Origin of the sequence: Sphingomonas sp. (assembly GCF_039594485.1) — a bacterium.
Taxonomy (GTDB): Bacteria; Pseudomonadota; Alphaproteobacteria; order Sphingomonadales; family Sphingomonadaceae; genus Sphingomonas.
Genome location: NZ_JBCNNI010000024.1, coordinates 24,394 through 48,159, shown reverse-complemented (window position 1 = coordinate 48,159; position 23,766 = coordinate 24,394). Strand labels below are relative to the sequence as shown.

At 66.3% G+C, this 23,766-nt stretch carries 19 protein-coding genes and 1 tRNA gene; 13 read left to right on the top strand and 7 right to left on the bottom strand.

All coding sequences use genetic code 11. From position 1 onward, the window contains the following. Positions 1-77: 77 nt before the first annotated feature. The 3 genes from ABDV78_RS12850 (at position 78) to ABDV78_RS12840 (ending at position 2,633) form a co-directional block, all read left to right on the top strand. Positions 78-1,238 carry an EAL domain-containing protein gene (locus ABDV78_RS12850; protein WP_343527777.1) on the top strand — a complete coding sequence of 387 codons (1,161 nt, stop codon included), beginning with the start codon at positions 78-80 and terminating at the stop codon, positions 1,236-1,238. Between the two features lie 82 nt (positions 1,239-1,320). Next, complete coding sequence (gene gntA / locus ABDV78_RS12845; protein WP_343527776.1) at positions 1,321-2,040, top strand: guanitoxin biosynthesis heme-dependent pre-guanitoxin N-hydroxylase GntA; 720 nt, start codon at positions 1,321-1,323, stop codon at positions 2,038-2,040. After that, on the top strand, positions 2,037-2,633 hold the full coding sequence (locus ABDV78_RS12840) for an urea carboxylase-associated family protein (RefSeq protein ID WP_343527775.1): 597 nt from the start codon (positions 2,037-2,039) through the stop codon (positions 2,631-2,633). Before gntA ends, ABDV78_RS12840 begins: the two co-directional genes overlap by 4 nt. A gap of 30 nt (positions 2,634-2,663) precedes the next feature. On the opposite strand, the gene ABDV78_RS12835 is transcribed toward ABDV78_RS12840, so the two are convergent. Next, a complete protein-coding gene (locus ABDV78_RS12835; protein ID WP_343527774.1) occupies positions 2,664-4,355 on the bottom strand; it encodes an alkaline phosphatase family protein in 1,692 nt (563 codons plus the stop codon). 69 nt (positions 4,356-4,424) lie between these two features. On the opposite strand from ABDV78_RS12835, the gene ABDV78_RS12830 reads away from it, so the two are divergent. The 4 genes from ABDV78_RS12830 (at position 4,425) to ABDV78_RS12815 (ending at position 9,761) form a co-directional block, all read left to right on the top strand. Beyond that, positions 4,425-6,452, top strand: coding sequence for a protein-disulfide reductase DsbD domain-containing protein (locus ABDV78_RS12830; RefSeq protein ID WP_343527773.1), 2,028 nt, complete (start codon positions 4,425-4,427; stop codon positions 6,450-6,452). Between the two features lie 101 nt (positions 6,453-6,553). Next, on the top strand, positions 6,554-8,047 hold the full coding sequence (locus ABDV78_RS12825; protein WP_343527772.1) for a circularly permuted type 2 ATP-grasp protein: 1,494 nt from the start codon (positions 6,554-6,556) through the stop codon (positions 8,045-8,047). Continuing rightward, entirely contained in the window at positions 8,047-8,982 is a 936-nt protein-coding gene (locus tag ABDV78_RS12820; protein WP_343527771.1) for an alpha-E domain-containing protein, read from the top strand. The genes ABDV78_RS12825 and ABDV78_RS12820 overlap by 1 nt, the downstream gene beginning before the upstream one ends. Continuing rightward, positions 8,982-9,761, top strand: coding sequence for a transglutaminase family protein (locus ABDV78_RS12815; protein WP_343527769.1), 780 nt, complete (start codon positions 8,982-8,984; stop codon positions 9,759-9,761). The genes ABDV78_RS12820 and ABDV78_RS12815 overlap by 1 nt, the downstream gene beginning before the upstream one ends. A 57-nt stretch (positions 9,762-9,818) precedes the next feature. Here ABDV78_RS12815 and ABDV78_RS12810 read toward each other — a convergent pair whose 3' ends face one another. Next, positions 9,819-10,604 carry an arginyltransferase gene (locus ABDV78_RS12810; RefSeq protein WP_343527768.1) on the bottom strand — a complete coding sequence of 262 codons (786 nt, stop codon included), beginning with the start codon at positions 10,602-10,604 and terminating at the stop codon, positions 9,819-9,821. Between the two features lie 117 nt (positions 10,605-10,721). After that, positions 10,722-11,999, bottom strand: a complete 1,278-nt coding sequence (locus tag ABDV78_RS12805; protein WP_343527767.1) for a threonine ammonia-lyase — start codon at positions 11,997-11,999, stop codon at positions 10,722-10,724. Between the two features lie 214 nt (positions 12,000-12,213). Here ABDV78_RS12805 and ABDV78_RS12800 point away from each other — a divergent pair, with 214 nt between their 5' ends. The 4 genes from ABDV78_RS12800 to ABDV78_RS12785 all read left to right on the top strand — a co-directional run bounded on the left by ABDV78_RS12800 (position 12,214) and on the right by ABDV78_RS12785 (position 16,425). Next, entirely contained in the window at positions 12,214-14,145 is a 1,932-nt protein-coding gene (locus ABDV78_RS12800) for a potassium transporter Kup (RefSeq protein WP_343527766.1), read from the top strand. A 29-nt stretch (positions 14,146-14,174) separates the two neighbouring features. Next, a complete protein-coding gene (locus ABDV78_RS12795; RefSeq protein WP_343527796.1) occupies positions 14,175-14,678 on the top strand; it encodes a 2'-5' RNA ligase family protein in 504 nt (167 codons plus the stop codon). Between the two features lie 55 nt (positions 14,679-14,733). After that, positions 14,734-14,810: transfer RNA gene (locus ABDV78_RS12790), tRNA-Met, on the top strand. Between the two features lie 427 nt (positions 14,811-15,237). Then, a complete protein-coding gene (locus ABDV78_RS12785; protein ID WP_343527765.1) occupies positions 15,238-16,425 on the top strand; it encodes a GGDEF domain-containing protein in 1,188 nt (395 codons plus the stop codon). A gap of 4 nt (positions 16,426-16,429) precedes the next feature. Here ABDV78_RS12785 and fdhD read toward each other — a convergent pair whose 3' ends face one another. Genes fdhD through ABDV78_RS12770 form a run of 3 tightly spaced genes read right to left on the bottom strand, consistent with a single transcriptional unit; the run spans position 16,430 to position 20,024 of the window. Beyond that, positions 16,430-17,206: a formate dehydrogenase accessory sulfurtransferase FdhD gene (gene fdhD, locus ABDV78_RS12780; protein WP_343527764.1), complete on the bottom strand. Its 777-nt coding sequence runs from the start codon at positions 17,204-17,206 to the stop codon at positions 16,430-16,432. Between the two features lie 26 nt (positions 17,207-17,232). Then, entirely contained in the window at positions 17,233-17,739 is a 507-nt protein-coding gene (locus ABDV78_RS12775; RefSeq protein ID WP_343527763.1) for a molybdenum cofactor guanylyltransferase, read from the bottom strand. Next, positions 17,736-20,024 carry an FdhF/YdeP family oxidoreductase gene (locus ABDV78_RS12770; RefSeq protein WP_343527762.1) on the bottom strand — a complete coding sequence of 763 codons (2,289 nt, stop codon included), beginning with the start codon at positions 20,022-20,024 and terminating at the stop codon, positions 17,736-17,738. Before ABDV78_RS12770 ends, ABDV78_RS12775 begins: the two co-directional genes overlap by 4 nt. 121 nt (positions 20,025-20,145) lie before the next feature. Here ABDV78_RS12770 and trxB point away from each other — a divergent pair, with 121 nt between their 5' ends. Continuing rightward, positions 20,146-21,114: a thioredoxin-disulfide reductase gene (gene trxB, locus ABDV78_RS12765; protein ID WP_343527761.1), complete on the top strand. Its 969-nt coding sequence runs from the start codon at positions 20,146-20,148 to the stop codon at positions 21,112-21,114. Between the two features lie 31 nt (positions 21,115-21,145). On the opposite strand, the gene ABDV78_RS12760 is transcribed toward trxB, so the two are convergent. Next, positions 21,146-22,042: a DMT family transporter gene (locus ABDV78_RS12760; protein WP_343527760.1), complete on the bottom strand. Its 897-nt coding sequence runs from the start codon at positions 22,040-22,042 to the stop codon at positions 21,146-21,148. Between the two features lie 92 nt (positions 22,043-22,134). Here ABDV78_RS12760 and proS point away from each other — a divergent pair, with 92 nt between their 5' ends. Then, complete coding sequence (gene proS / locus ABDV78_RS12755; protein WP_343527759.1) at positions 22,135-23,667, top strand: proline--tRNA ligase; 1,533 nt, start codon at positions 22,135-22,137, stop codon at positions 23,665-23,667. Positions 23,668-23,766 lie beyond the last annotated feature (99 nt).

Here is a 23,766-nt window from a genome sequence, read left to right as displayed (position 1 = left end):
GCTAGCACTCGCAAGTTGTTGGCCATTACCACTGGGGATTGGGCTGTGGTGGGCTTCCTTGCTGAGGGGTGGGTGAAGTGCCGATCGGGCATCATGAGATCGAGATCAGCAATGTCGCGCTGATCGAAGCCTGCTGGGGGCCGGTGGTCGCCGAGCAGGTCATCAGTCATGTGGAAATGCGCCTGCGTCGTGCGGGACTGGGGTTGGAGCGGTGCCGCGCGCCGGGGCGGTTTCGGATCGTCAGCGACGTTCGCACCGGGGGTATGGCCGAATGGGAGCGGATGGCCGACCTGACGTGCCGCTTGACCGCCGAGCCCATTTCGGTCGCGCTGACCACCGGGGAGCCCGGCGCGGTGTTGCACGCGGTGATGGCGTGGCAATATGATGATCCGCCGCGCTACCGCTGCCCCCGCGACATCCAGCGCGACCATGGCGAGCGTTGGTTCGCCATCTACAAGAGCGACATGCAGATCATCGCCCATGCCTTTCGTTGCGTCAGCGAGGGGCGAATGATGCCGCATTGGCAACCCGTCTGCGATTATGGTCAGTCCGATCGGATCCTCTATCATGAGGGGCTGGTCCGTTTCGGCGAGGAGAACGAGGCGCTGTCGCCCGGCGTCATCTTCCCGGCGCTGGCGCGGACAGGCACGGCATCGACCTTCGATTGGCTGATGGTCCGCCATGTCCTGGAGGAACTGCGGAGCGACCCCGGCGCGACACTGGCGGTCAATATCTCGGCCACCTCGGCGCATCTGAACGGATGGTGGGCCATCATCCTGGCCGATCTGGCGACCCGCCCCGACATGGCCAACCGGTTGGTCGTCGAAATCACCGAGACCGAACCCATACCCCAGATCGAGAAGGCGGTCGCCTTTGCCCGGCGATTGCGGGATATCGGTGTGACGCTGGCGCTGGACGATTTCGGCGCGGGTTTCACCTCGATCCGGCAGTTGATGGAACTGGTGCCCGCGCTGGTGAAGATCGACGGCCTCTTCCTGAAGCGCGCGATCCAGGAACCCAAACTCTGCGACAGCCTGCCGCATCTGGTCGGCCTGATCCGCGAACTGGGCGGCACGGTCATCATCGAAGGGGTGGAGACGCAAGGCATGGCCGACCTGGCGTATGTCAGCGGCGCGCGGTGGCAGCAGGGCTATCATTATGCCCGTCCGTCACCGGCGCGTGGCGGCCATGGTGGCGTTCCAGGCCTTTATGAAAAGGTCATGGCCGCCAAGAATTAAGTGATCTTGATCCTTATCAATTCATTAGAATTGATTGGTTTTCTTGGGAACGTGCGCGACTTCGACGGCGTTGGGGCATCCCATGTCGAAAATCGCAAGCAGCCTCTTTCCCGCTCATGATCCCAGCGAGCCGGAGTCGGCGGCGCTGTTGCGGGCACATATCGCGGCGGCCGACTTTCCGTGCGTTGGCGCCAAGGCGGCAATGGCGCGCGGGACGCTGGAGATACTGGGCGCGCGCGACATCGCCAGTGCCTGGGACGATCTGCGCATCCATGATTGTCTGCGCCGCTTTGCCGAACGCTACCGCGCCGAACCGCAACTCTTCCGCAGCCTGGCGGTGGTCTTTTCCGGGCCCGGCGCGCTGGACGAAGCGGCGTTCGAGCGCGCGGTCTGGGCCCGTATCCAGTCGCTGTCGGACAAGGATGTCTGGTTGGGACAGGATTGGGACGAACGGGTCAGTCCCAATCCAGAAGATCCGCATTTCTCGCTATCCTTCGGCGGCGAGGCGTTCTTCGTCGTCGGGCTTCATCCCCATGCCAGCCGCCCGGCGCGCCGCTTTCCACGGCCAGCGATGATCTTCAACCTGCACGACCAGTTCGAGACGCTGCGCGCCCAGGGGAAATATGAGACGATGCGCGAGAAGATCATGCTCCGGGACGAGGCGCTGGCGGGGTCGCGCAACCCCATGCTCGCGCGGCATGGCGAGATGAGCGAGGCCCGGCAATATAGCGGCCGCGCGGTGGACGAAGGCTGGCGCTGTCCTTTCCACTATGCCGGGGCGGCGGACGGAGTCGATCAATGAGCGCGACCCAGGTCGAGATCCCGCCGCGCAGCGGGGACGCCTTTCGCATGGCCAGGGGCGACAGCCTGACCGTCATCGATCCGCGCGGGCGACAGGTCGCCGATCTGCTGGCCTTCAACGCCGACGATCTGGACGAGGTAATCTCCTCGGGCCGGACGCTCGATTATGCCGAGACGATCCGGCTGACGACGGGGCATCGTCTTTACTCGAATCGGTCACGGGTGATGCTGGAGATCGTCGAGGATACGGTCGGGATGCACGACTTCCTGCTGACGCCGTGTTCGGTCGATACGTTCGACCATTTCTATCCCGACCTGCCGCGGCATCGGGGCTGTTTCGGCAATCTGGCCGCAGCGCTGGAGCCTTATGGCGTGATGCCGGACCGGATTCCGGTGGCCTTCAACTGTTTCATGAACGTGCCCATCGACGGCAAGACCGGCAAGCTGGAGGTGCTGCCGCCGCTCAGCGGGCCGGGCGACCATATCCGCTTCGTGGCGCATATGGATCTGGTGATCGGGCTCACCGCCTGCTCCGCCCCCGCATCGAACGGCGGGTCGTTCAAGCCGATCGAATATCGGCTTGAACGAGGCTGACCCGCCTTCCCCGGACCGGGGAGGATGGGATTACCGCTTGCAGCTGTCCGCAGGGCCGGGATCGAGGTCCAGGCAGCGTCCGTCGATACCCGGCATGGCCAGGCCGATGGTCGCGGCCAGCGTCGGGGCGATATCGACCGTTTCGACCGATAGCGGCTGCTCGAATCCCGCCATCCCCTTGCGCCAGAACAGGATTGGCACGCGCCGGTCATAGTCCCAGGGCGAGCCGTGCGTCTCGACATAGCCCGGCGTGGGCTCCTCGATCGTCGTGACGCGCGGGTTGAGCAGGATCAGCAGGTCGCCCGAGCGCGTCGGATCATAGGATGACCGCGCCTTTTCCCTCAGCGTCCAGGTTTCGGGCGGGGTCTTCGGCCATGGCGTCGCGGCGATCTCGTCGCGGGTCAGCGCGGCGGCGACCTGCGGCAGGGCCTCGAAGCGGCGCTTGGCTTCGGCGAGCACTTTCGCGCGGGTCGCGGGCGGAAGGTCGCGATTGATATAGATGTCGCCCTCCGCGCTCATCATGATCGGCGGCGTGTTCGACAGCCCCAGGTCGCGTGCGATCGCGGCGGCCATCGCCTTTGTCTTCGCCTCGGGCGCGACATGGCTTTCCATCGGCATGGCGCGAATCTGCTGCCGTTCGGTCATGTCGTGCGCGCCGTGATCGGCGGTCAGCATCACCTCATAATCGACGCCGGTCGCGTCCAGCACGGCGAAGAATCCGGCCAGCGAACGGTCCAGTTCCGCCATCTGGATGCACATCTCGGCCCCCTGGGTGCCCAGCGCATGGCCGATATAGTCGGTCGCGGACAGCCCGACCGACAGGATGTCGGTCTGCGGCCCCTGGCCCAGCTTCATGTCCTGGACAAAGCCCGCCGCCATGGCGAGCACGGCGGCGTCGGCGGCCGGGGAAACGCGGAAGCCCTTCAGGTCGCCCGCCGCGCGCTGGAACCGCCCGGTGCCCAGCGTCTGGCTGCCCACCGTGATCGGCCGGTCGAGCGGCTTGCAATAGCCGGGAAGCGGCAGTGCGTCCTGCGGACGGGCGACCAGATCGGCAACCGCCTTGCGGGTGCGCTCGACGACCGGCGGCACGGCGCGCCCGGCATAGGAGACATAGGTCTTGCCGTCCCACCACCAGATCTCGTCCATCTTGTGGCCGCCCATCATCACCGCGGCGCGGTCCTTGCCTGCGACCGATACGGTGCGGACGCGCGGGTCGGCAGTCTTCATCCGCTCGCCCAGTGTCGGCACCTTCAGGTGCATGTCCGACACGGTGTAATTGTTATGGTCGTTGCCCGCGACGCGTTCGTCCTCCGAGCAATAGACGATCTTGTCGGGACGGTTCACCGACTGGTCGATCCAGTTGTTGGCGATGATTCCGGTATGCGCCGGGCGATAGCCGGTCAGGATGGTCGAGTGGCCGGGGCAGGTCTCGGTCGCGGCATGGCTCTGATAGCCCGAGGGAAAGACCGCGCCGGTCAGCAGCCGCGCCATGCCGCCGGTGAAGCGGTCGCGATACTGCGCGAAGAGATCGGCGGAGAACTGGTCGACCGAGATCGCGACGATCAGCTTGGGCGGCGTCGTGGGGAAGGGCGGCTGTGGCGTCCCCGGCGGGACGGCGGCGGGCGCGGTGGTGCCGCCGGGCTCGGGGCTTGCCGTCTGGGCGGGCGCTGCGGTGGAGAACAGGGCGACGGAGGCCAGGAGCGCGGCAGTCAGGGACTTCATGGGCAACCTTGATGCAAAGCGGGGATAGGGACGCTATGGAGCGCGAAACGGTGTTAGGGCAAGGTGTCGATGCGCGGTTGGTTTTACATCCTGATGACGGCGCTGTTCATGATGACGGGCATCGTCCCCGCCATGGCGGAAAGCGGTCCCCCGGCGGCCCTCGGCGCGATCCATCTGCCGATGCGCCTCGTCGCCGAAAGCACGACCCCGGCGGCAGGCCATTCCGTGACGCTGGCCATCGCGGCCACGCCGGACAAGGGTTGGCACGGTTATTGGAAGAATGGCGGCGATGCGGGCCTGCCGACGGAGGCGCATTGGACCCTGCCCAAGGGCGTGAGCGCCGGGGAATTGCGCTATCCGGTGCCGGGGCGGCTGAAGATCGCCGGGCTGATGAACTATGTCTATGAGCGGCCTTTCGCGTTGCTGGTCGACCTGAACGTCCCCGCCGGCCTCGCCAGGGGCACCGCGCTGCCCGTCTCGGTCAAGCTCGACTATCTGGTCTGCACCGACACGATCTGCGTGCCCGAGACCCAGACGCTGGCGACGACGCTGACCGTGGGCGATGGCGCGGTCGATCCTGCGACACGCGCCGCGTTCGACCGCTGGCGTGCCGCGCTGCCCAAGCCGCTGGGCGGTGACGGCGTGATCGAGACACGGGGCAAGGGGGTGCGGATCGCCGTGCCGCTGCCCGCCTCGGTCGCGGTCAAGGACGTCTATTTCTTTCCCGATCGCAGCGGGGTGATCGACCATGCCGCCGCGCAAGCGCTGACCCGCGATGGCGACCAGTTGATCCTCGCCATCCCCGCCGCCGCCGTGCCGACCCCGGGGCCGGTATCGGGCGTGCTGTCGATCGGTGAGGGGCAGGGCCTGGCCTTCGTCGCCAGGCCGGGCACGATCGCGGGCGGCAAGCCGGGCGCGGACACCGGCTTCGGTGCCGTCGCGCTGGCCTTTCTGGGCGCGGTGCTGGGCGGGTTGCTGCTCAATATCATGCCCTGCGTCTTCCCGATCCTGAGCCTGAAGGCGCTCAGCCTGGCGCGCGGCGGCGGTGACGAGCGTCATGCACGGGCCGAGGCGCTGGCCTATACGGCGGGTGTGGTGCTGGTCTGTGTCGGGCTGGGCGTGATCCTGTTGGCGCTCCGCGCGGGCGGGCAGAGCGCGGGCTGGGCATTCCAGTTGCAGGACCCGCGTGTGATCGGTGTCCTGCTGCTGCTGGTCGCGGGGATCGCGTTCAACCTGGCGGGGCTGTTCGAGCTGCCGACGCCGGCCTTTGCGGGACGCTCGGGCGCGATGGGCGCGTTCGCGACCGGCGCGCTGGCGGCGTTCGTCGCGACGCCCTGTTCGGGGCCGTTCATGGCGGGCGCGCTGGGCGCTGCGCTGGTCCTGCCCGCACCCGCCGCGCTGGCGGTGTTCGCTGGGCTGGGGATCGGCATCGCCCTGCCGTTCATTGCGATCGGGTTCGTGCCCCCACTCCGGCGGCGACTGCCCAAGCCGGGGATGTGGATGGTGCGGCTGCGCCATATCCTGTCGGTGCCGATGTTCGTCACTGCGCTCGCGCTTGCCTGGATCTTGGGGCAGGAGGCGGGGGTGACGGGCATGACGCTGGGTCTCGCCGCCGCGTTGCTGGCCGCTCTGGGCTTCTGGTGGACCGGCTTGCGCCAGCATGGCGGCAAGGGGCGTTCCGGCTGGCCCGCCATGGCGGCGCTGGTCCTGGCGGTCGGGATCGTCATCAGCGTCCGGCCCGCCGCCGCCGTGGCGAGGCCGAGCGCCGACACCGCCTTCACCGAGGCGAAGCTGGAGAGCCTGCGCCAGCAGAAGCGGCCGGTCTTCGCCTATTTCACCGCCGACTGGTGCCTGAGCTGCAAGGTCAACGAGGCCGCCGCGATCGAGCGGTCCTCGGTGCGCGCGGCGTTCGAGCGGAACAAGGTGGCGGTGCTGGTCGGCGACTGGACCGATGGCGATCCGGTCCTGGGACGCTTTATCGAGCGCCATAACCGGGCGGGTGTCCCCCTCTATCTCTACTATGCGCCGGGTGCCGGCGAGCCGCAGGTCCTGCCGCAAGTGCTGACCCCGTCGATGCTGGAGAAGCTGGGCGCGTAGTCTGCTACCTGCCGGATGATCTCCATCAACTTCCCCCCTTGTGCCCTGCCACCATGCGGTGCAGCATGGAACCTGGACCGATGGGGGAGCGTAACAACCGGATGGGGACTATCGCCGCGTTCGACGAAATCATGGGGGCTTCAGGTGCGACCGCGCTACGGCCCGAATTATCCGCTTTGCATCGCTGGCTCGATACCACTCCCGACACCGAACTGCGCCGTCGCCAGCAAGCGGCAGAAGCGACCTTCCGCCAGCTTGGCATCACCTTCGCCGTCTATGGCGAGAGCGACGCGGCGGAGCGGATCATCCCCTTCGATATCGTGCCGCGCGTCTTCCTGCCCGACGAATGGGCGCGCCTGTCCGAGGGGCTGGTCCAGCGGGTCGAGGCGATCAACGCCTTTCTCGACGACATTTATGGCGAGCGGAAGATCCTGCGCGATGGAATCCTGCCGCCCGACCTGATCTTCGGCAATCCGCAATTCCGGCCCGAGATCGCGGGCATGCGGCCGCCGCATGGCGTCTGGGCGCATATCTGCGGCATCGACCTGGTACGCACCGGACCGGACGATTTCTTCGTGCTGGAGGACAATGCCCGCACGCCTTCAGGCGTCAGCTATATGCTGGAGAACCGGGAGGCGATGCTGCGCCTGTGTCCCGAGCTGTTCCGGCAATTCCGGGTCGCGGCGGTGGACAGCTATCCCGACCGGCTGCTCGCGACGATGAAGTCGGTGGCGCCGCATGGCGTGGCCGAGCCGACCTGCGTCGTCCTGACGCCGGGCCATTACAATTCGGCCTATTATGAACACAGCTTCCTGGCCGATTCGATGGGGATCGAACTGGTCGAGGCCGCCGATCTGATCGTCGACGACGATATCGTCTGGATGCGCACCATCGCGGGCCGCGTGAAGGTCGATGTCATCTATCGCCGGGTGGACGATGATTTCCTCGATCCGCTGGTCTTCCGGGCCGACTCGATGCTGGGCGTGCCGGGGCTGATCGCGGCCTATGCGGCGGGCAATGTCGCCATCCTCAACGCGCCGGGCAACGGCATCGCCGACGACAAGGCGATCTACAGCTATATGCCCGATATCGTCCGCTATTATTCGGGGGGCGAGCCCAAGCTGAAGAATGTCGAGACATGGAGGTGCCGGGAGCCCGAGGCGCTGTCCTATGTGCTCGACAATCTGGGTGAGCTGGTCGTGAAGCTGGTCGACGGATCGGGCGGTTACGGGATGCTGGTCGGGCCGACCGCGACCAAGGCGCAGATCGAACGTTTCCGCGCCGCCCTGATCGCCGAGCCGCACCGCTATATCGCGCAGCCGACCCTGGCGCTGTCGACGGTGCCGACGCTGGTCGAAAGCGGGGTCGCGCCGCGCCATGTCGATTTTCGTCCCTTCGTCTTGACCGGGAGCGCTGGTGTCGAGGTGACGCCCGGCGGCCTGACCCGCGTCGCGCTTCGCGAAGGCTCGCTGGTCGTCAATTCCAGCCAGGGCGGCGGCACCAAGGACAGTTTCGTGCTGATGCACCCCGAACCCGATGGCTGGGTTCAGGTGCAGGGCCAGAACTCGCAGATCCAGACGCAGGGGGTCCGCTGATGCTCTCGCGCACCGCATCCTCGCTCTATTGGCTGGGCCGTTATTTCGAGCGGGCGGATTTCATCGCCCGGCTGGTCGAGGCGACCGTGCGGCTCGACGTGCTGTCGCCGCGTTCGGCCGGACTGGCGGCCTGGGGCTCGGCGCTGGCCGTCACCGACACCGCGAGCGCCTTTGCCGATGGCGGTCGCGAGCTGCGACGGCGCGAGGTCGCGCGCTTCCTGACGGTCGAGAGCTGCCATCCCGGCTCGATCGTCCGCTGTGTCGACATGGCGCGGTCCAACGCGCGCGCGGTCCGCACCGCGCTGACGCGCGAGGCCTGGAGCGCGATCAACCGTGCCTGGCTGAATTTCGAGGCGCGGCCCGCCGCGGATGAGCCTACGGCGGTCCTGAGCCTCGTCGAGGCGGTGAAGAACGAGACGCGCGGTTTCGAGGGGGCGGTCCACCGGATGCTGCGCAACCAGACCACCTGGTTCATCCGCCTGGGTCAGGCGGTCGAACGCGCGGACAACACCGCGCGGCTGCTCGACGTCAAATACCACATCCTGCTGCCCGCGGGTGAGCGGATCGGCGGCGTGGTGGACCGGGACCAGTGGACGACGATCCTTCAGACCGTCTCCGCCGTCACCGCCTATCGCTGGCTCTATTCCGACGGGCTGAAGCCCGCCAACGTCATCGACCTGCTGATCGCGCGCACCGAATTGCCGCGCAGCCTGGCGGCGTCGGTCGAGGAAACGCTGGACGTGTTGGGGCAGCTTGCCCGCCGGACGGGGCAACATGGGGAGGCGGATCGTATGGCAAGGGTGCGGGCCAATCGGATGGCGAAGACGCGGTCGGGCGACGTGATCGCGGGTGGGCTTCACCAGTATCTCGAAGCCTTTATTCTGGAGAATGCCCAACTGCACGCCGCCATCGGCCGTCAGTTCAAGTTCGCCTGATGCGGATCGTGATCGAGCATCAGATCGTCCATCGCCTGCCGGCGCGCATGGGGGCGGTCGCGCAGATGCTGCGGCTGACACCCGCGACCAGCGACGACCAGACGGTGGCGAACTGGCGGATCGACGTCGATTGCGACGCGCGGATGCGCCCCGGCCAGGACGGGTTCGGCAATGCGGTGACCATGCTCTATGTCGAGGAGCCGGTCGAGGTCGTGACGATCACCGCGTCGGGCGACATCCTGACCAGCGATGCGCATGGCGTGGTCCGCGGCACGAGCGAGACCCTGCCGCCCGCCCTGTTCCTGCGCGCGACCGAGGCGACCCCGGCGGATGCCGCCATCGCGGCCTTCGCGCGTGAGGCCATGGCGGGGACGGAGAATCGCTTGGCCGCGCTCCATGCGCTGAACGTCGCGCTGCATCGGCGATTTGCGGTCGATTGGAAGGCTGCCCCGACCGGGCAGGATGCGGCCCATGCGTTCGAGGCGGCGGCGGCCAGCCCCTGTGACCTGGCGCATATCCTGTGCGTAGCCGCGCGCTCGCTCGGTATTCCGGCGCGCTATGTGTCGGGCTTCGCCACGCTCGAGTCGGAGGCGCGGGCCCATTGCTGGGTAGAGGCGCATGTCGATGGCCTGGGCTGGATCGGCTTCGATCCCTGTATCGGCCTCAGCCCCCAGGATCGGCATGTCCGCGTCGCCATCGCGCTGGATGCCGGAGGCGCGGCGCCGGTCGCGGGCCAGCCCTGGAGCGCGGGCACCGCCAGGGAGGCCGAAGAGCAATAGGTCGGAATCCCGTCATGGCTGGGCTGCTCCGCTCGCCATGACGGTGGCTGGCGAAGATCAGATCAGCGTCTCGACGGGCGGCGGCGCGGCGGGGACGGCGGTGCCGTCATCCCTCAACGGGGCCCAACCGCGCGGGCCGAGCGCCTCCAGCGGCTGATAGCGGGTCTTGTACGCCATGCGCGGCGAGCCCTTCACCCAATAGCCGAGATAGACATAGGGAAGACCGGCGGCGCGGGCGCGCAGGATATGGTCCATGATGATGAAATTGCCCAGGCCCGGGCGGCTGCCGTCCCGCGTTTCGTAGAAGCTGTAGATCATCGACAGCCCGTCGCCCTGCCGATCGGTCAGGCAGGTGCCGACCAGCCGCCCGCGCCGTCCATCCTCTCCGGTCGGTTCGCGATACTCGATCAGCATCGATTCGACCGGCGACAACTCCACCATGTCGGCATAGTCGCTGTCGTCCATCGCGGCCATGCCGCCGCCGGGATGCCGTTCGACCAGATAGCGGCGCAGCAGGTCGAACTGCTCGGGCGTCGCCCAGGGCTGGCAGGCGGTCACCTCCAGATCGGCGTGACGGCGCAGCAGCTTGCGCTGCGTGGCATTGGGGCGGAACCCGCCCGCCACCACCCGTACCGAAACACAGGCGGTGCAGCCGGCGCAGGAGGGGCGATAGGCCACCCCCTGGCTGCGGCGAAAGCCGATGCGGCTCAGCGCCTCGTTCAACTCGCCCGCATGTTCGCCGTTGAGTTCGGTGAACACCTTCCGCTCGTCACGCCCGGGCAGATACGGGCAGGGCGCGGGGCTGGTGACGAAGAAGCGCGGAAAACGAAAGGGCGCGGTCACCGCCGGGCAATTCCTTCAGGGATATAACGACCCCTCTTTAGCGATGCTTGCGCCCGGATGGGATGGGAAAGCATCGTTCGGAAACGGGACGATCGGTCGGATAAAAAATCCCGTCGATCAGGCGAGTTCCACCTGCGTCGTCTCATAACCGCTTGCGCGCAGCGCCTCGATCAGCCGGTGCAGGTGGAGCGCGTCGCGCGTCTCGCACTCGATATCGGTGATCAGGCCCTTGGCGGGCAGGGTGGTGAAGACGCGCTGGTGATAGACCTCGATGATGTTCACCCGTTCGCGGTCGAAGATGCGCGCGACGTTGAACAGCGCGCCCGGCTGGTCCTGCAACCGGATGCGCAGGCGCGCCAGCCGCCCCGAACGCGCCAGGTCGCGCAGCAGGACGTTGGCGAGCAGGCGGGTGTCGATATTGCCGCCGCACAGCACGATGCCCACCGTCTTGCCCCGGAACCGTTCGGGATGCGACATCAGCGCGGCGAGGCCCGCCGCGCCCGCGCCCTCGACCACGGTCTTCTCGATCTGAAGCAGCGCGCTGACCGCCTCCTCCAGATGGCGTTCGTCGACCAGCAGGATTTCGCGGACCAACGCGGCGACCATCTGCGAGGTCAGGCCACCCGGCTCCTTCACCGCGATCCCCTCGGCCAGCGTATCGCCGGCGCAAGGGAGGGTGGTGCCGTTCAGGCGGTTGTACATGGACGGGAACAGCTCGGCCTGCACCCCGACCACCTCGACCGGGCGGGGCATGGCGGCGGCGACGGTCGCGATGCCGGAGATCAGGCCGCCTCCGCCGATCGGCACGATCAGCGTGTCGATGTCGGGCGCGTCCTCCAACATCTCCAGCGCCACCGTTCCTTGCCCCGCGATCACGCGCGCATCGTCGAACGGATGGACGAAGGTATAGCCGCGCTCGGCCTCCAGCACGCGGGCATGGGCATAGGCGGCGTCGAAGGTGTCGCCCTCCAGCACGACGGTCGCGCCGTGCCCTTCGGTCTGGACGACCTTCACGATCGGGGTGGTGCGCGGCATCACGATGGTCGCGGGGACGCCCAGCCGGTTGGCGTGATAGGCCAGGCCCTGCGCATGATTGCCCGCCGACGCGGCGATCACGCCCTTGGCACGCGCTTCGTCGGACAGTTGCAGCAGGGTGTTGAGCGCGCCGCGTTCCTTGTAGGCGGCGGTGAACTGGAGATTCTCGAACTTCAGATAGACCGTCGCGCCGGTCAGTTGCGACAGGGTACGGCTGATCAGGGTCGGCGTGCGGATGACCCGGTCCGAAATTCGCGCATGGGCGGCGCGCACATCGTCGATGGTGACGATCGGCGCGGCCGGCGCGGTGACGGAGGACGGGAATTCCGAAGCGGCCTCTGGGGCGGTACGACTAGCCATGGACCTGCCCTAGCCGATCGGCGGCGACAGGTGAACCATTTCGACACTGTTGCATCGCGGCATCGCTGTCGCCCCGAAATATGGCGGAGGTGCAACAACCCCGATGCGCCCGCGTTGCTGGCCTTTCAGGGCCATGCTAGGGGGCGGCGATGATTGAAGGGTTGCCACGGATGTCGCCGATGATCCTGCCCGTCACTGACCCGAACGTGCCGCGATGAGCGGCGCACCCACGGGTATCGCGACGACGGCGGCCGAGCATGAACACCCGCATCAGGCACCCCATCCCCCTCAGGGCATGGGGCGTCTCGCGCTCGGTGCCATCGGCGTCGTGTTCGGGGATATCGGCACCAGCCCGCTTTATGCCTTCCGCGAAACCTTCGCCAATCCGCACCATCCGCTGCCGCTCGACAATGCGCATATCCTTGGCGTCATCAGCCTGATCTTCTGGTCGATGATGATCGTCGTGACGGTGAAATATGTCGCGATCATCATGCGTGCGGACAACAAGGGCGAGGGGGGCAGCCTGGCCCTGCTGGCGCTGGTGTCGGGACAGACCAAGACCCGGCGCTGGTCGCGGGGGATCGTCCTGCTCGGCGTGTTCGCCACCGCGCTCTTCTATGGCGACAGCATGATCACCCCGGCCGTCACCGTGCTGGGCGCGGTCGAGGGTCTGGCGGTCGCCGCGCCCGCGTTCGGCAGCTTCGTCCTGCCGATCGCGATCACCATCCTGATCGTGCTGTTCAAGATCCAGCGTTCGGGGACCGAGCGGGTCGGCCTGTTCTTCGGGCCGGTCATGCTGGTCTATTTCGCCGCGATCGCGGTGCTGGGCGTGATGAGTTTCGTGCAGACGCCGGGCGTGCTCCTGGCACTGTCGCCGCATTATGCGGTGCAGTTCTTCCTGATCGAGCCGGTACGCGGTTTCCTCGCCTTGGGCTCGGTGGTTCTGGCGGTGACGGGGGCGGAGGCGCTTTATGCCGATATGGGGCATTTCGGGCGGCGGCCGATCGGCGTGTCCTGGCTGTTCTTCGTGCTGCCTGCCCTGATGCTCAACTATATGGGGCAGGGGGCTTTGCTGGTCCGTGAGGGCGCGGCGGCGCTGGAGAGCCCCTTCTACATGCTGGCGCCCGAAGGGTTGCAGTTGCCGCTGGTCATCCTGGCGACCGCCGCTGCCGTCATCGCCAGCCAGGCGGTGATCACCGGGGCCTTTTCGGTGACGCAACAGGCGATCCAGCTCGGCTTCATGCCGCGTCTTCGGATCGAGCATACTTCGGCGGCGACCGCGGGGCAGATCTACATCCCGCTCATCAACTGGATGTTGATGGTGATGGTGATCCTGCTGGTCCTGTTCTTCCGCTCCTCGTCCAACCTGACCTCGGCCTATGGCATCGCGGTGACGGGGGCGATGCTGATCGACACGTGCCTGCTGGGCGTCGCGCTGACCCGGCTGTGGAAATGGCCGATCTATGCCGCCGCACCCCTGCTGGCCCTCTTCTTCCTGGTCGACGGGGCCTATTTCCTCGCCAATCTGACGAAGGTGCCGGCGGGCGGCTGGTTCCCGCTGCTCGTCGGGTTCGTCATCTTCACCTTCCTGACCACCTGGTCGACGGGGCGCAAGCTGATGATCCAGCGGCTGCGCGAGGGGACGATGCCGATCCACATCTTCATCGATTCGGCGGCCGGCGCGGCCAGCCGGGTGCCGGGCACCGCGATCTTCATGACCTCCTCGCCCGAGGGGGTGCCGCACGCGCTGCTCCACAATCTCAAGCACAACAAGGTGCTCCACCAGCGGATCATCCTGTTGACTGTGAAGATCATGAGCCAGCCCTATTGGCCCGAGGCCGACCGGGCCAAGCGGGATGATCTGGGGCATGGCTTTCACCGGCTGGTCTTGCGCTTCGGCTTCATGGAGGAGGCCGACATCCCCGCCGCGCTGAAGCGGGTGGAGATGGAAGGGGGGGCGTTCAAGATGATGGACACCAGCTTCTTCCTGTCGCGCCAGACGTTGTTGCCCGCCTCGCACCCCGGCATGTCGGTGTGGCGCGAGAAACTATTCTCGTGGATGCTGCGCAACGCCGAGAGCGCGATGGAGTTTTTCCGCCTGCCGACCAACCGCGTGGTCGAGCTGGGCAGTCAGGTGGAAATCTGAGCGGCGACCCCGCCCCGATCCCGGCGTCCATCCCGGCCCCTATCATCGTCACCGCCTTGTTCGGTCGCGCCGATCAGGGGTGGTTCGACGGACTGCGGCGCCAGCATTTCCCGCCCGAGCGCAACGTGCTCGACGCGCATTGCACGCTGTTCCACCATCTGCCTCCCTCGGTGGAGGCGGAGCTGAAGCATCGTCTGTCCGGCCTGACGCGCGGGGTGCGGGCACCGCAGGCGAGGGCCAGCGGTCTGATGTCGCTGGGTCGGGGCGTCGCGATCCGCATCGAAGCGCCCGAACTGGTCGCGATTCGACACGAACTGGTCGACGCCTTTGCCGGATTGCTGACACCGCAGGATGCGGGCGGATGGCGCGCGCATGTGACGATCCAGAACAAGGTGACCCCTGCCACCGCCAGGCTGCTTCTCCAGCAGATGGAGCGCGATTTCCGGCCCCGCACGGTCGAGCTGATCGGGCTGGGGGCATGGTGGTATCGGGGCGGTCCATGGGAAATGCTGTCGCGGCATTTGTTCGCTTGACGCCCCTGGAAACGCCGCCTATAGGCGCGCCTCCACCGGGTGGAACGCCTAGCATGGCGAAGTAGCTCAGCTGGTTAGAGCAGCGGAATCATAATCCGCGTGTCGGGGGTTCAAGTCCCTCCTTCGCTACCACCCGGTGTATTTCCTTCATCTTCTGTGACATTTGGTCGATGGCCTCCCACATCGTGCGGCCGGGATGATCGCATGTACCCAACCGCGATCATGATCCTATGCGGGGGAATGTGAGAATTGCCGGGTGATGGAAACGGCAATCCGCTCGGTCGCGCTGCTGGGTCGAATGTATCGCGCCGAACCACTTCCTTGCTATCGATAGGCAATAAGGAATTGGCCACGCGCTACCTTCCGAAGAATTGCAATCTATTCAACAACGTGAGGTCACGTATTCCCTTGCGGTGATGCAGGTCGCACAGAAGTGTAACAAAAAAGGCTGCGATTCCTTAACGTATTGATGGCTAGAGCCCTTTTGCCAACATGTCACTGGAAGGCTCGGTCCCCGTTCGTGAATGCCGCTGTTTATGCTCTGATCGGTAATAGCTGCGTGGCGGCCTTGTTTGTCATCACCTATGGCGTGGTGGCACTTTCCTATTTGCGACAGCGGGCGGCGGCTTGGTTCATGGGCAGCTATATGCTGGGGTGTCTGACCCCGATCTGCGAGTTGCTGATCCGCTTCACCGATTACACGCTGCTCTTTTCGCTGGCAGGCTATGGCTCGTTCCTGGGCTGCATTCTGATGATGTCGGTGGGCATAGAGGCCTTTGCCGGATATCGACCGCAATGGCGGCTGGCGATCGTCGCCTGGGGGCTGGGCATGGGGCTGCGCCTCGCGATTATGGGCTGGACGCGCAACACCCTGCCCTATGAGATGCTCTTCCAACTGCCCTTTGCGGTTGCATCGGCATTGGTGCTGCTATCGGTCCGCCGGATCGGACAGACCGGGCCGATCCGCCTAATGCTGATGGGCATTTTCGGCCTGACCTGCGGGCATTTCCTGCTCAAGCCGTTCATTGCGGTGTCGCTGGGGGCGGGGCCTTCGGCCAAATATTACGCGACCAGCTTCTATGCGGTGGTGTCGCAGGTCTCGACCGGCGTGCTTCTGGTGGCGGCCGGGCTGTTCCTGATGCTGCTGGTCATCCAGAAGGCGCTGGAGGAAACCATCCTCGACGCCGAGAGCGATCCCCTGACCGGATTGACCAACCGGCGCGGCCTGTACCGGATCGGTCCGCAATTGCTGGCCGAGGCAGAGGCGCGCGGCCATGCTCTCTATGCGATCGTGCTCGATCTCGATCATTTCAAGCGGATCAACGACGCGTTCGGCCATGCGACGGGCGATTCGGTGCTGATCGCCTTTGCCAAGGTGCTGCTGACCCTGACCACGCAGGACATGCTGGCGATACGCATGGGGGGCGAGGAGTTTGCGTTGCTCGTGCCGGACCAGAGCGGCGGCGAGGGGAACCGCGCCGTTCGACTGGGGCGTGCGATCCAGGTCGCGCTGGAACCCTTTGCCGAGCGTGGCATGCCCTCGCTGACGGTCAGCGGCGGCATCGCCCGGTTGAACGAGGGGGAAACGCTCGACAGCCTGATCGCGCGCGCCGACCAACTGGCCTATCGCGCGAAGCGGGCCGGGCGCGATCATATCCTGAATGATGCGTGCGATATTCCCGCCACGCGTCATGGTCCGCCCTGGACGGCATCGCTGGTCTCCAACATCGCCGCCTCGGCCGGCTGAGCCCTTATTCGGCGATTCGCCCATGCGGGTCGTTCGCCACCAGCATCGCATCGGTGCGGGCCAGCGCGATCAGCGTCAGCCCATGCGCCTGCGCATGGTCGATGGCTAGGCTGGTGGGCGCGGAGATTCCGGCCAGCAGTCCGACTCCCGCCACCAGCGCCTTGTCGACCATCTCATAGCTGATCCGCGAGGTGACGAGGATGAAATCTGCCGGGGCCGACTGCTTCGCCAGCGTGCCGACCAGCTTGTCGAGCGCATTGTGCCGCCCGACATCCTCCGCCGCCGCCAGGACCCGGCCCTGATCGTCACAGGCGATCGCGCCATGCACCGCGCCGGTCCGTCGATTGAGAGGCTGGTGATCGTGCAACCCGGCCAGTGCGGTGAACAGGGTGGCAGCGGTCACCTGCGGGGCAGGGGGGCGGACCGCGACGGGGCGGGCGATCTGCTCCAGGCCGGACAGGCCGCAGAGCCCGCAACTCGTATCGCTGGTTCGATGCCGGACCCGGTCATGGATGCGACCGCGCAAATGCTCGGCAAGCGTGATCCGCACAACCCACCCCGTCTCCGCCGCAAAGGGCTCGACCTCCAGCATGTCGTCCGGCCGCTCGATCAGCCTTTCGGTCAGCAGGAAGCCGATGGCGAAATCGTCCAGCCGCTCCGGTGTCATCATCATCACCGCATAGCCGAAACCGTCCACCTCGATCGCGACGGGGCATTCGATCGCGATGTCGCGGGCGATCGGTTCCCGCGCACCGTCGGGCGGCAGGCGCAGGAGGGTCATCCGACGGACCGGCGCGTTCGAGACGCTCACAGCGCGGCGAGGTCGGCGGGGGTGTTCACATTGGCGATCGGCTCGGGCGATGTGATCGGGATCGCCCCGATCGTTCGGACCCAGCCGCGGACCGATCGATCCTGTCCCAGCGACAGATGCGCCATCAGATGCGCGCCCAGCGCGGCGGGCCACAGCCCCAGCACCGGCGCGTCGACGCAATAGCTGGGCTCGCGGCGCAGGATCGCCTCGATCAGGCCATCGGGCAGGCGCGGCATGTCGCATCCGATGGTCAGGACGCAGCGAAAGCCGTTGCCCGCGGCATGATCCAGCGCCCCCGCAATCCCGCCCAGCGGACCCAGGCCGGGTGACGGCAGGTCGGGCACGCCGTCCGCGCCCCCGATCTGCACGACTCGCGCGCAATAAGGCGCAAGTCGCGCGCGGGCATGCGCGACCAGCGTGCGATCGCCCAACATGGCGACCGCCTTGTTCGAACCAAAGCGCGAGGACTGTCCTCCGGCCAGGACCGCTCCCAATATGCTCATGCCGTGACGCGAACCTTGACCGGCACCGACTTGCCCGCGGGCACATGGCTTTCCAGCGCATGATGTTCCAGCGGGATCAGATAGTTGAGTTCGGGATAATAGCCGCCGATGCAGCCTTCGGGAATATTGTACTCGACCACGCGGAGCCCTTCGACCATGCGGTGCTCGCCGTCATCCGCGTCGCTTTCCAACGCGATGCTCTGGCCGTCGGACAGGCCCAACCGGGCGATATCGGCCTTGTTCATCATCGCGACCATACGCGTCCCACTGATCCCCCGAAAGCGATCGTCATAGCCATAGATGGTGGTGTTGAACTGATCGTTGGAGCGCAGGGTGATCAGCCGCATCCGCCCTTCGGCAGGGGTGATGCCCGACGCGTCCATCGCACGGGGCACGTTGAATTCGGCCTTGCCGCTCTCCGTTTCCCATTGGCGGTGCGAGGCGGGATTGCCCTTCCAGAAGCCGCCGGGCTCGAACAGGCGTTCGTTGAAATTGGCGAACTTGTCTGGATAGACATTCTCGATCGCGGTGCGGACGAGGCTGTAATCGCCGACCCATTCGTCCCAGGGCACGTTGGGATTGGGCTCCAGCACCGCCTTGGCGATCCCGGCGACGATCGCCGGTTCGGACAACAGGGTATCGGCGGCGGGCGTCGCCTTGCCGACCGAGCCATAGATATGGCTGAACGAATCCTCCATCGACACGGCCTGACGGCCGCCCTTCTGCATGTCGGTTTCCAGCCGTCCGATGCAGGGGAGGATGTAGCTTTCCTCGCCGGGCACCAGATGGCTCTTGTTGAGCTTGGTCGCGATATGGACGGTGATGGGAAGTTTCGCCCAGGCCGCCTTCATCTTGGCATGTTCGGGCGTGGCGCGCAGGAAATTGCCGCCGAGCTGGACGAAGCCCTGCGCGGTGCCGGCGATGATCTGGCGACAGGCCTCGACCGTGTCCCAGCCATCCTCGGTCGGCGGCTCGAACTCGAACAGTTCCTCCAACCGTTCGACGGGTGCGAGTTCGGTCTTTTCGGTGATGCCGACGGTGCGCTGGCCCTGCACGTTGCTGTGCCCTCGCACCGGACCGGGGCCCGCACCCTCGCGGCCGATATTGCCGCGCAGGAGGAGCAGGTTGACGATCATGTGCAGTGCATCGATGCCATAGCGGTGCTGGGTGATGCCCATGCCGTAGACCGCGATCACCCGCTCCGACTTCATATAGACGCGGGCGGCCTGCTCGATCGCGTCGCGGGTCAGGCCGCTGTCGCGGACGATCTCGCTCCACGCCGCCTTGCGGCAGTAATCGGCGAAATCCTCGAACCGGGTCGTGTGCTGTTCGATGAAATGATGGTCGAGGATACGCCTGGTGCCCTTGGCGACAGCGCGGTCGTCTTCCTCGATCACCAGCTTGCAGATGCCGGTCAGCGCGGCGATGTCACCGCCCGCCTTGACCTGATGATATTGGCTGGAAATGTCGGTCGAGCTGCCGGTCAGCATCTGCACCGGGTTTTGCGGCGAGGCGAAACGCTCCCAGCCGCGCTCGCGAAGCGGGTTGAAGGTCACGATCTCCACCCCGCGCTTGGCGCAGGCCTGAAGATTGTGGAGCATCCGAGGTGCATTGGTCGCGACATTCTGCCCGAAGGAGAAGATCGCGTCGCACTTGTCGTAATCCTCCATCTGGATCGTCGCGACGGGCGACCCGATGGCGGACTTCAGGCCGACCGAGGTCGTCTCGTGGCACATGTTCGAACTGTCGGGCAGATTCTGCTGCCCCCACATCCGCGCGAACAGCGAATACATGAACGAGGTTTCAAGTGAGGCGCGTCCCGAGGCGTAGAGCACGACCTTGGTCGGATCGCATGTCTTCAGCTTGGCGCCGATCGCGGCAAAGGCTTCGTCCCAACTGACCGCGACATATTTGTCCGTGGCGCGATCATAGCGCATCGGATGGGTCAGGCGGCCCGCCTGTTCCAGGTCATGGTCGGGCCACGCCTCCAATTCCTTCACGGTGTGCCTGGCGAAGAATTCCGGCGTGACGCGCAGGGAACTGAGTTCCCAGGCGGTCGCCTTGGCCCCGTTTTCGCAGAACTCGGCAATATGCGGCTTGGCCGGTTTTCCCCAGGCGCAGCTCACGCACATCACCCCGCCGGGTTTGTTCTGACGACGCAGCGTGTCGAGCGTCTCCGGCCCCAGCCCTTCCTTGGGCAGGATCTTCGCCATCCCCTTCATCGAACCCCAACCGCCGGCGGGGGCGGTATAGTCGGTGATCCTCACATCGTCTTCGTCGCGCATCGGGCCAATCTCCACTGCTACGCAGAACGAAGCTAGCCGGGATTGGCCGCATGAGAAGCAGTTCATTTTTGTTGCCGACGAGACTATCTAGGAGGGAAATCGTGCTTCACAGGAATCCGACATGACCACCCACGCCACCCGCATGCTCATCCTCGGCTCCGGCCCGGCGGGGCTGTCCGCCGCCATCTATGGTGCGCGCGCAGGGATGCAGCCGATCGTGGTGCAGGGCATCCAGCCGGGTGGCCAGTTGACCACCACCACCGATGTCGAGAATTATCCCGGTTTCGCCGATGTCATCCAGGGGCCCTGGCTGATGGAGCAGATGCAGAAACAGGCCGAGCATGTCGGCGCGCGGATGATGTGGGACACGATCACACAGGTCGATCTGACCAGCCGTCCGTTCCGCCTGATCGGCGACGGCGGCGATGTCTATGAGGGCGACGTGCTGGTGATCGCGACCGGCGCGCAGGCCAAGTGGCTGGGCATCGACAGCGAAGAGCCGATGAAGGGCAAGGGCGTGTCGGCCTGCGCCACCTGCGACGGCTTCTTCTATCGCGGCAAGAAGGTGGCGGTGATCGGCGGCGGCAACACCGCGGTCGAGGAAGCGCTCTACCTGACCAACCATTCGGACGATGTGACCCTGATCCACCGCCGCGATTCGCTGCGCGCCGAACGCATCCTGCAGGAGCGGCTGTTCGCGCATCCCAACGTCAAGGTGCTGTGGAACAAGGAAGTCCGCGAGTTCGTCGACGGCGGCGGCAATGCGGGGCTGGTCGCGCTCGACCTGCTCGACACGGTGACCGGCGAGCATAGCCGCCTGGATGTCGAGGGCGGCTTCGTCGCGATCGGCCATCATCCGGCGACCGAGCTGTTCCGGGGGCATCTCGAACTCGATTCGGACGGTTACATCGCGGTCGAGACGGGATCGACCCGCACCAGCGTGCCGGGCGTGTTCGCCTGTGGCGACGTGGCGGACAAGGTGTACCGCCAGGCGGTGACGGCGGCGGGCACCGGATGCATGGCCGCGCTGGACGCCGAACGTTTCCTGGCGGCCGCCGAGTTCGAGGATATGGCCAAGGCGGCGGAGTAAATCCTCCACGCTATGCCCCGGTGCCGGGGGACTAATCCTCCGGTGCCGTGGTCAGCGTCTGCTGCCTGCCCAGCCTCTGCTCGCGCCACACGATGAACAGGCCGCTGGCGATGATGATCGGCGCGCCCATCCAGGTGGTGGAGGCGGGCAGGGCCCCGAAGATCAGCCAGCCATAGACGGTCGCCCAGATCAGTCCCGAATAATCCATCGGCACCACCGCCGCGACCGGCGCCAGCCGTGATGCGCCGGTCAGCGCGATCTGACCCAGCCCGCCGACCAGCCCGATCGACACCAGCACCGCCCATGTTCCGGCATCATGGTTCTGGATGTGGAAGGCATAGGGAATGGCGATGAACGGCAGGGTCAGTGTCGAGAAATAGAAAACCGTCGTCCCCGACGGCTCGTCGCGCAACTGGCGCAGCAGGATGGCGACGATCGCGACGAACAGCGCCGCCAGCAACCCCACGCCCGCGCCGAACAGCGACATGTCGTTCGCACCCGGCCGCACCACGATCAGGACGCCGGCAAAGCCGATCAGCACCGCGCTCCACCGCTGGATGCCGGTCCGCTCGCCGAGCACCAGCGCGCCGAGCAGGGTCGCGAAGATCGGCACGGTGAACTGGAAGGTGGTCGCCTCGGCCAGCGGCAGCAGCAGCACCGCGCCGAAGGTGAAGACCATCCCCACCAGCCCGACCATCGACCGCGCCAGATGCCCCTTGAACCGCGTCGTGCGCAGCGAGCCCAGCCCCGGCCCCGCCATCACGAAGCCCAGCACGACGGGCAGCGCGCAGGCCTGTCGCCAGAACATGGTTTCGAACAGCGTCGCCCCGCGCGTTTCGGCCAGCTTGATGAGCGCCGACATGGTCGACAGGAAGAAGATGGCGATCAGGCGCAGGCCGATGCCTTTGAGCACGCGGTCGCCGGTCATGCGGCCGTCCCTAGCCATTGGTGCGATACGAAGAAACCCCGAACGTGCCGGCCCCCTTGGCGAGCATGGGTCTTTGCCGCTATCGGGCGGGCATGAAGCACGCTCTGCCCGTCACCCGCGACGCGGATTTCTCCGCCTGGTATCAGTCCGTCATCGCCGAGGGCGATCTGGCCGAGGAATCGGGCGTCCGTGGATGCATGGTCATCCGCCCCTGGGGCTATGGCATCTGGGAACGGATCCAGCGCCTGCTCGACGATCGCATCAAGGCGACGGGGCATGAGAATTGCTATTTCCCGCTCTTCATCCCGCTCAGCTATTTCGAGAAGGAAGCCGAGCATGTCGATGGCTTCGCCAAGGAAATGGCGGTCGTCACGCATCACCGGCTGATCGCGGACGGCAAGGGCGGGCTGATGCCCGATCCCGAGGCGAAGCTGGAAGAGCCTTTGGTCGTCCGTCCGACCTCGGAAACGGTGATCGGCACCGCCTTTGCCCGCTGGGTCCAGTCGTGGCGCGACCTGCCGGTGCTGATCAACCAGTGGGCCAATGTCGTCCGCTGGGAGATGCGCACCCGCATGTTCCTGCGCACCGCCGAGTTCCTGTGGCAGGAAGGGCATACCGCGCACGCCACGGTCGATGAGGCGCGGGCCGAGACGCTCCAGATGCTCGAAGTCTATCGCAGCTTCGCCGAGGATTGCCTCGCCCTGCACGTCATCGCGGGCGAGAAGCCCGAGAATGAACGCTTCCCCGGCGCGGTCGAGACCTATTCGATCGAGGCGATGATGCAGGACGGCAAGGCGTTGCAGGCCGGGACCAGCCATTTCCTGGGCGACAATTTCGCCAGGGCGCAGAATATCCGCTTCCAGAATGCCGAGGGTGGCCTGGACTTCGCGCAGACGACAAGCTGGGGCGTTTCGACCCGGATGATCGGTGGCATGATCATGGTGCATGGCGATGACGACGGGATGCGCGTGCCGCCCAAGGTCGCCCCCTGGCAGGTGGTGATCGTGCCGATGCTGCGCGAACAGCCCGAGGACGAGGCACTGCTGGCCTATTGCCGCGACCTGCAAAAGGAACTGGTGGGCCAGTCCGCGCTCGGCGAGCCGATCCGCGCCATGGTCGATGCGCGGGCGCAAAAGGCCGCGACCAAGCGCTGGGGCTGGGTCAAGAAGGGCGCGCCGGTGGTGATCGAGGTCGGCGGCCGCGACATGGCGGGCGGCAATGTCTCGGTGATCCGCCGCGACCGGCTGTACCGCGAGGACGGCAAGCTGGACTCGGTCGTGCAGCCGCGTGGCGATTTCGTCTCGGGTGTCGAGGCGTTGCTCGCCGATATCCAGGGCGAACTCCACCGCCAGTCGGCCGAGCGGCTGAAGGCGCAGATCTCGGCCGTGGACGACTGGGCGGCGGTCGAGGCGCATTTCGCCGAAGGGCAGAAGAACCCCGGCTGGGTCGATGTCCGCTGGGCCAAGCCGACGGGCGAGGAACTGGAGCAGGTGGTCGAAAAGCTGAAGGGGCTGAAGCTGACCATCCGCAACGCGCCGATGGGCCAGACGGGTTGCGACGATGGTCCCTGCATCTTCACCGGCCGCGCGGCGGTCGAGCGGGTGCTGATCGGGCGGGCTTACTAAAAGCCCGCCCCAAAACCGCAACCACCCCGGCGGAGGCCGGGGTCCAGTTGCTGCGTGGCTTCGGAGGCGCTGGCCGATTTGCCTCCCACGCCATGTTTG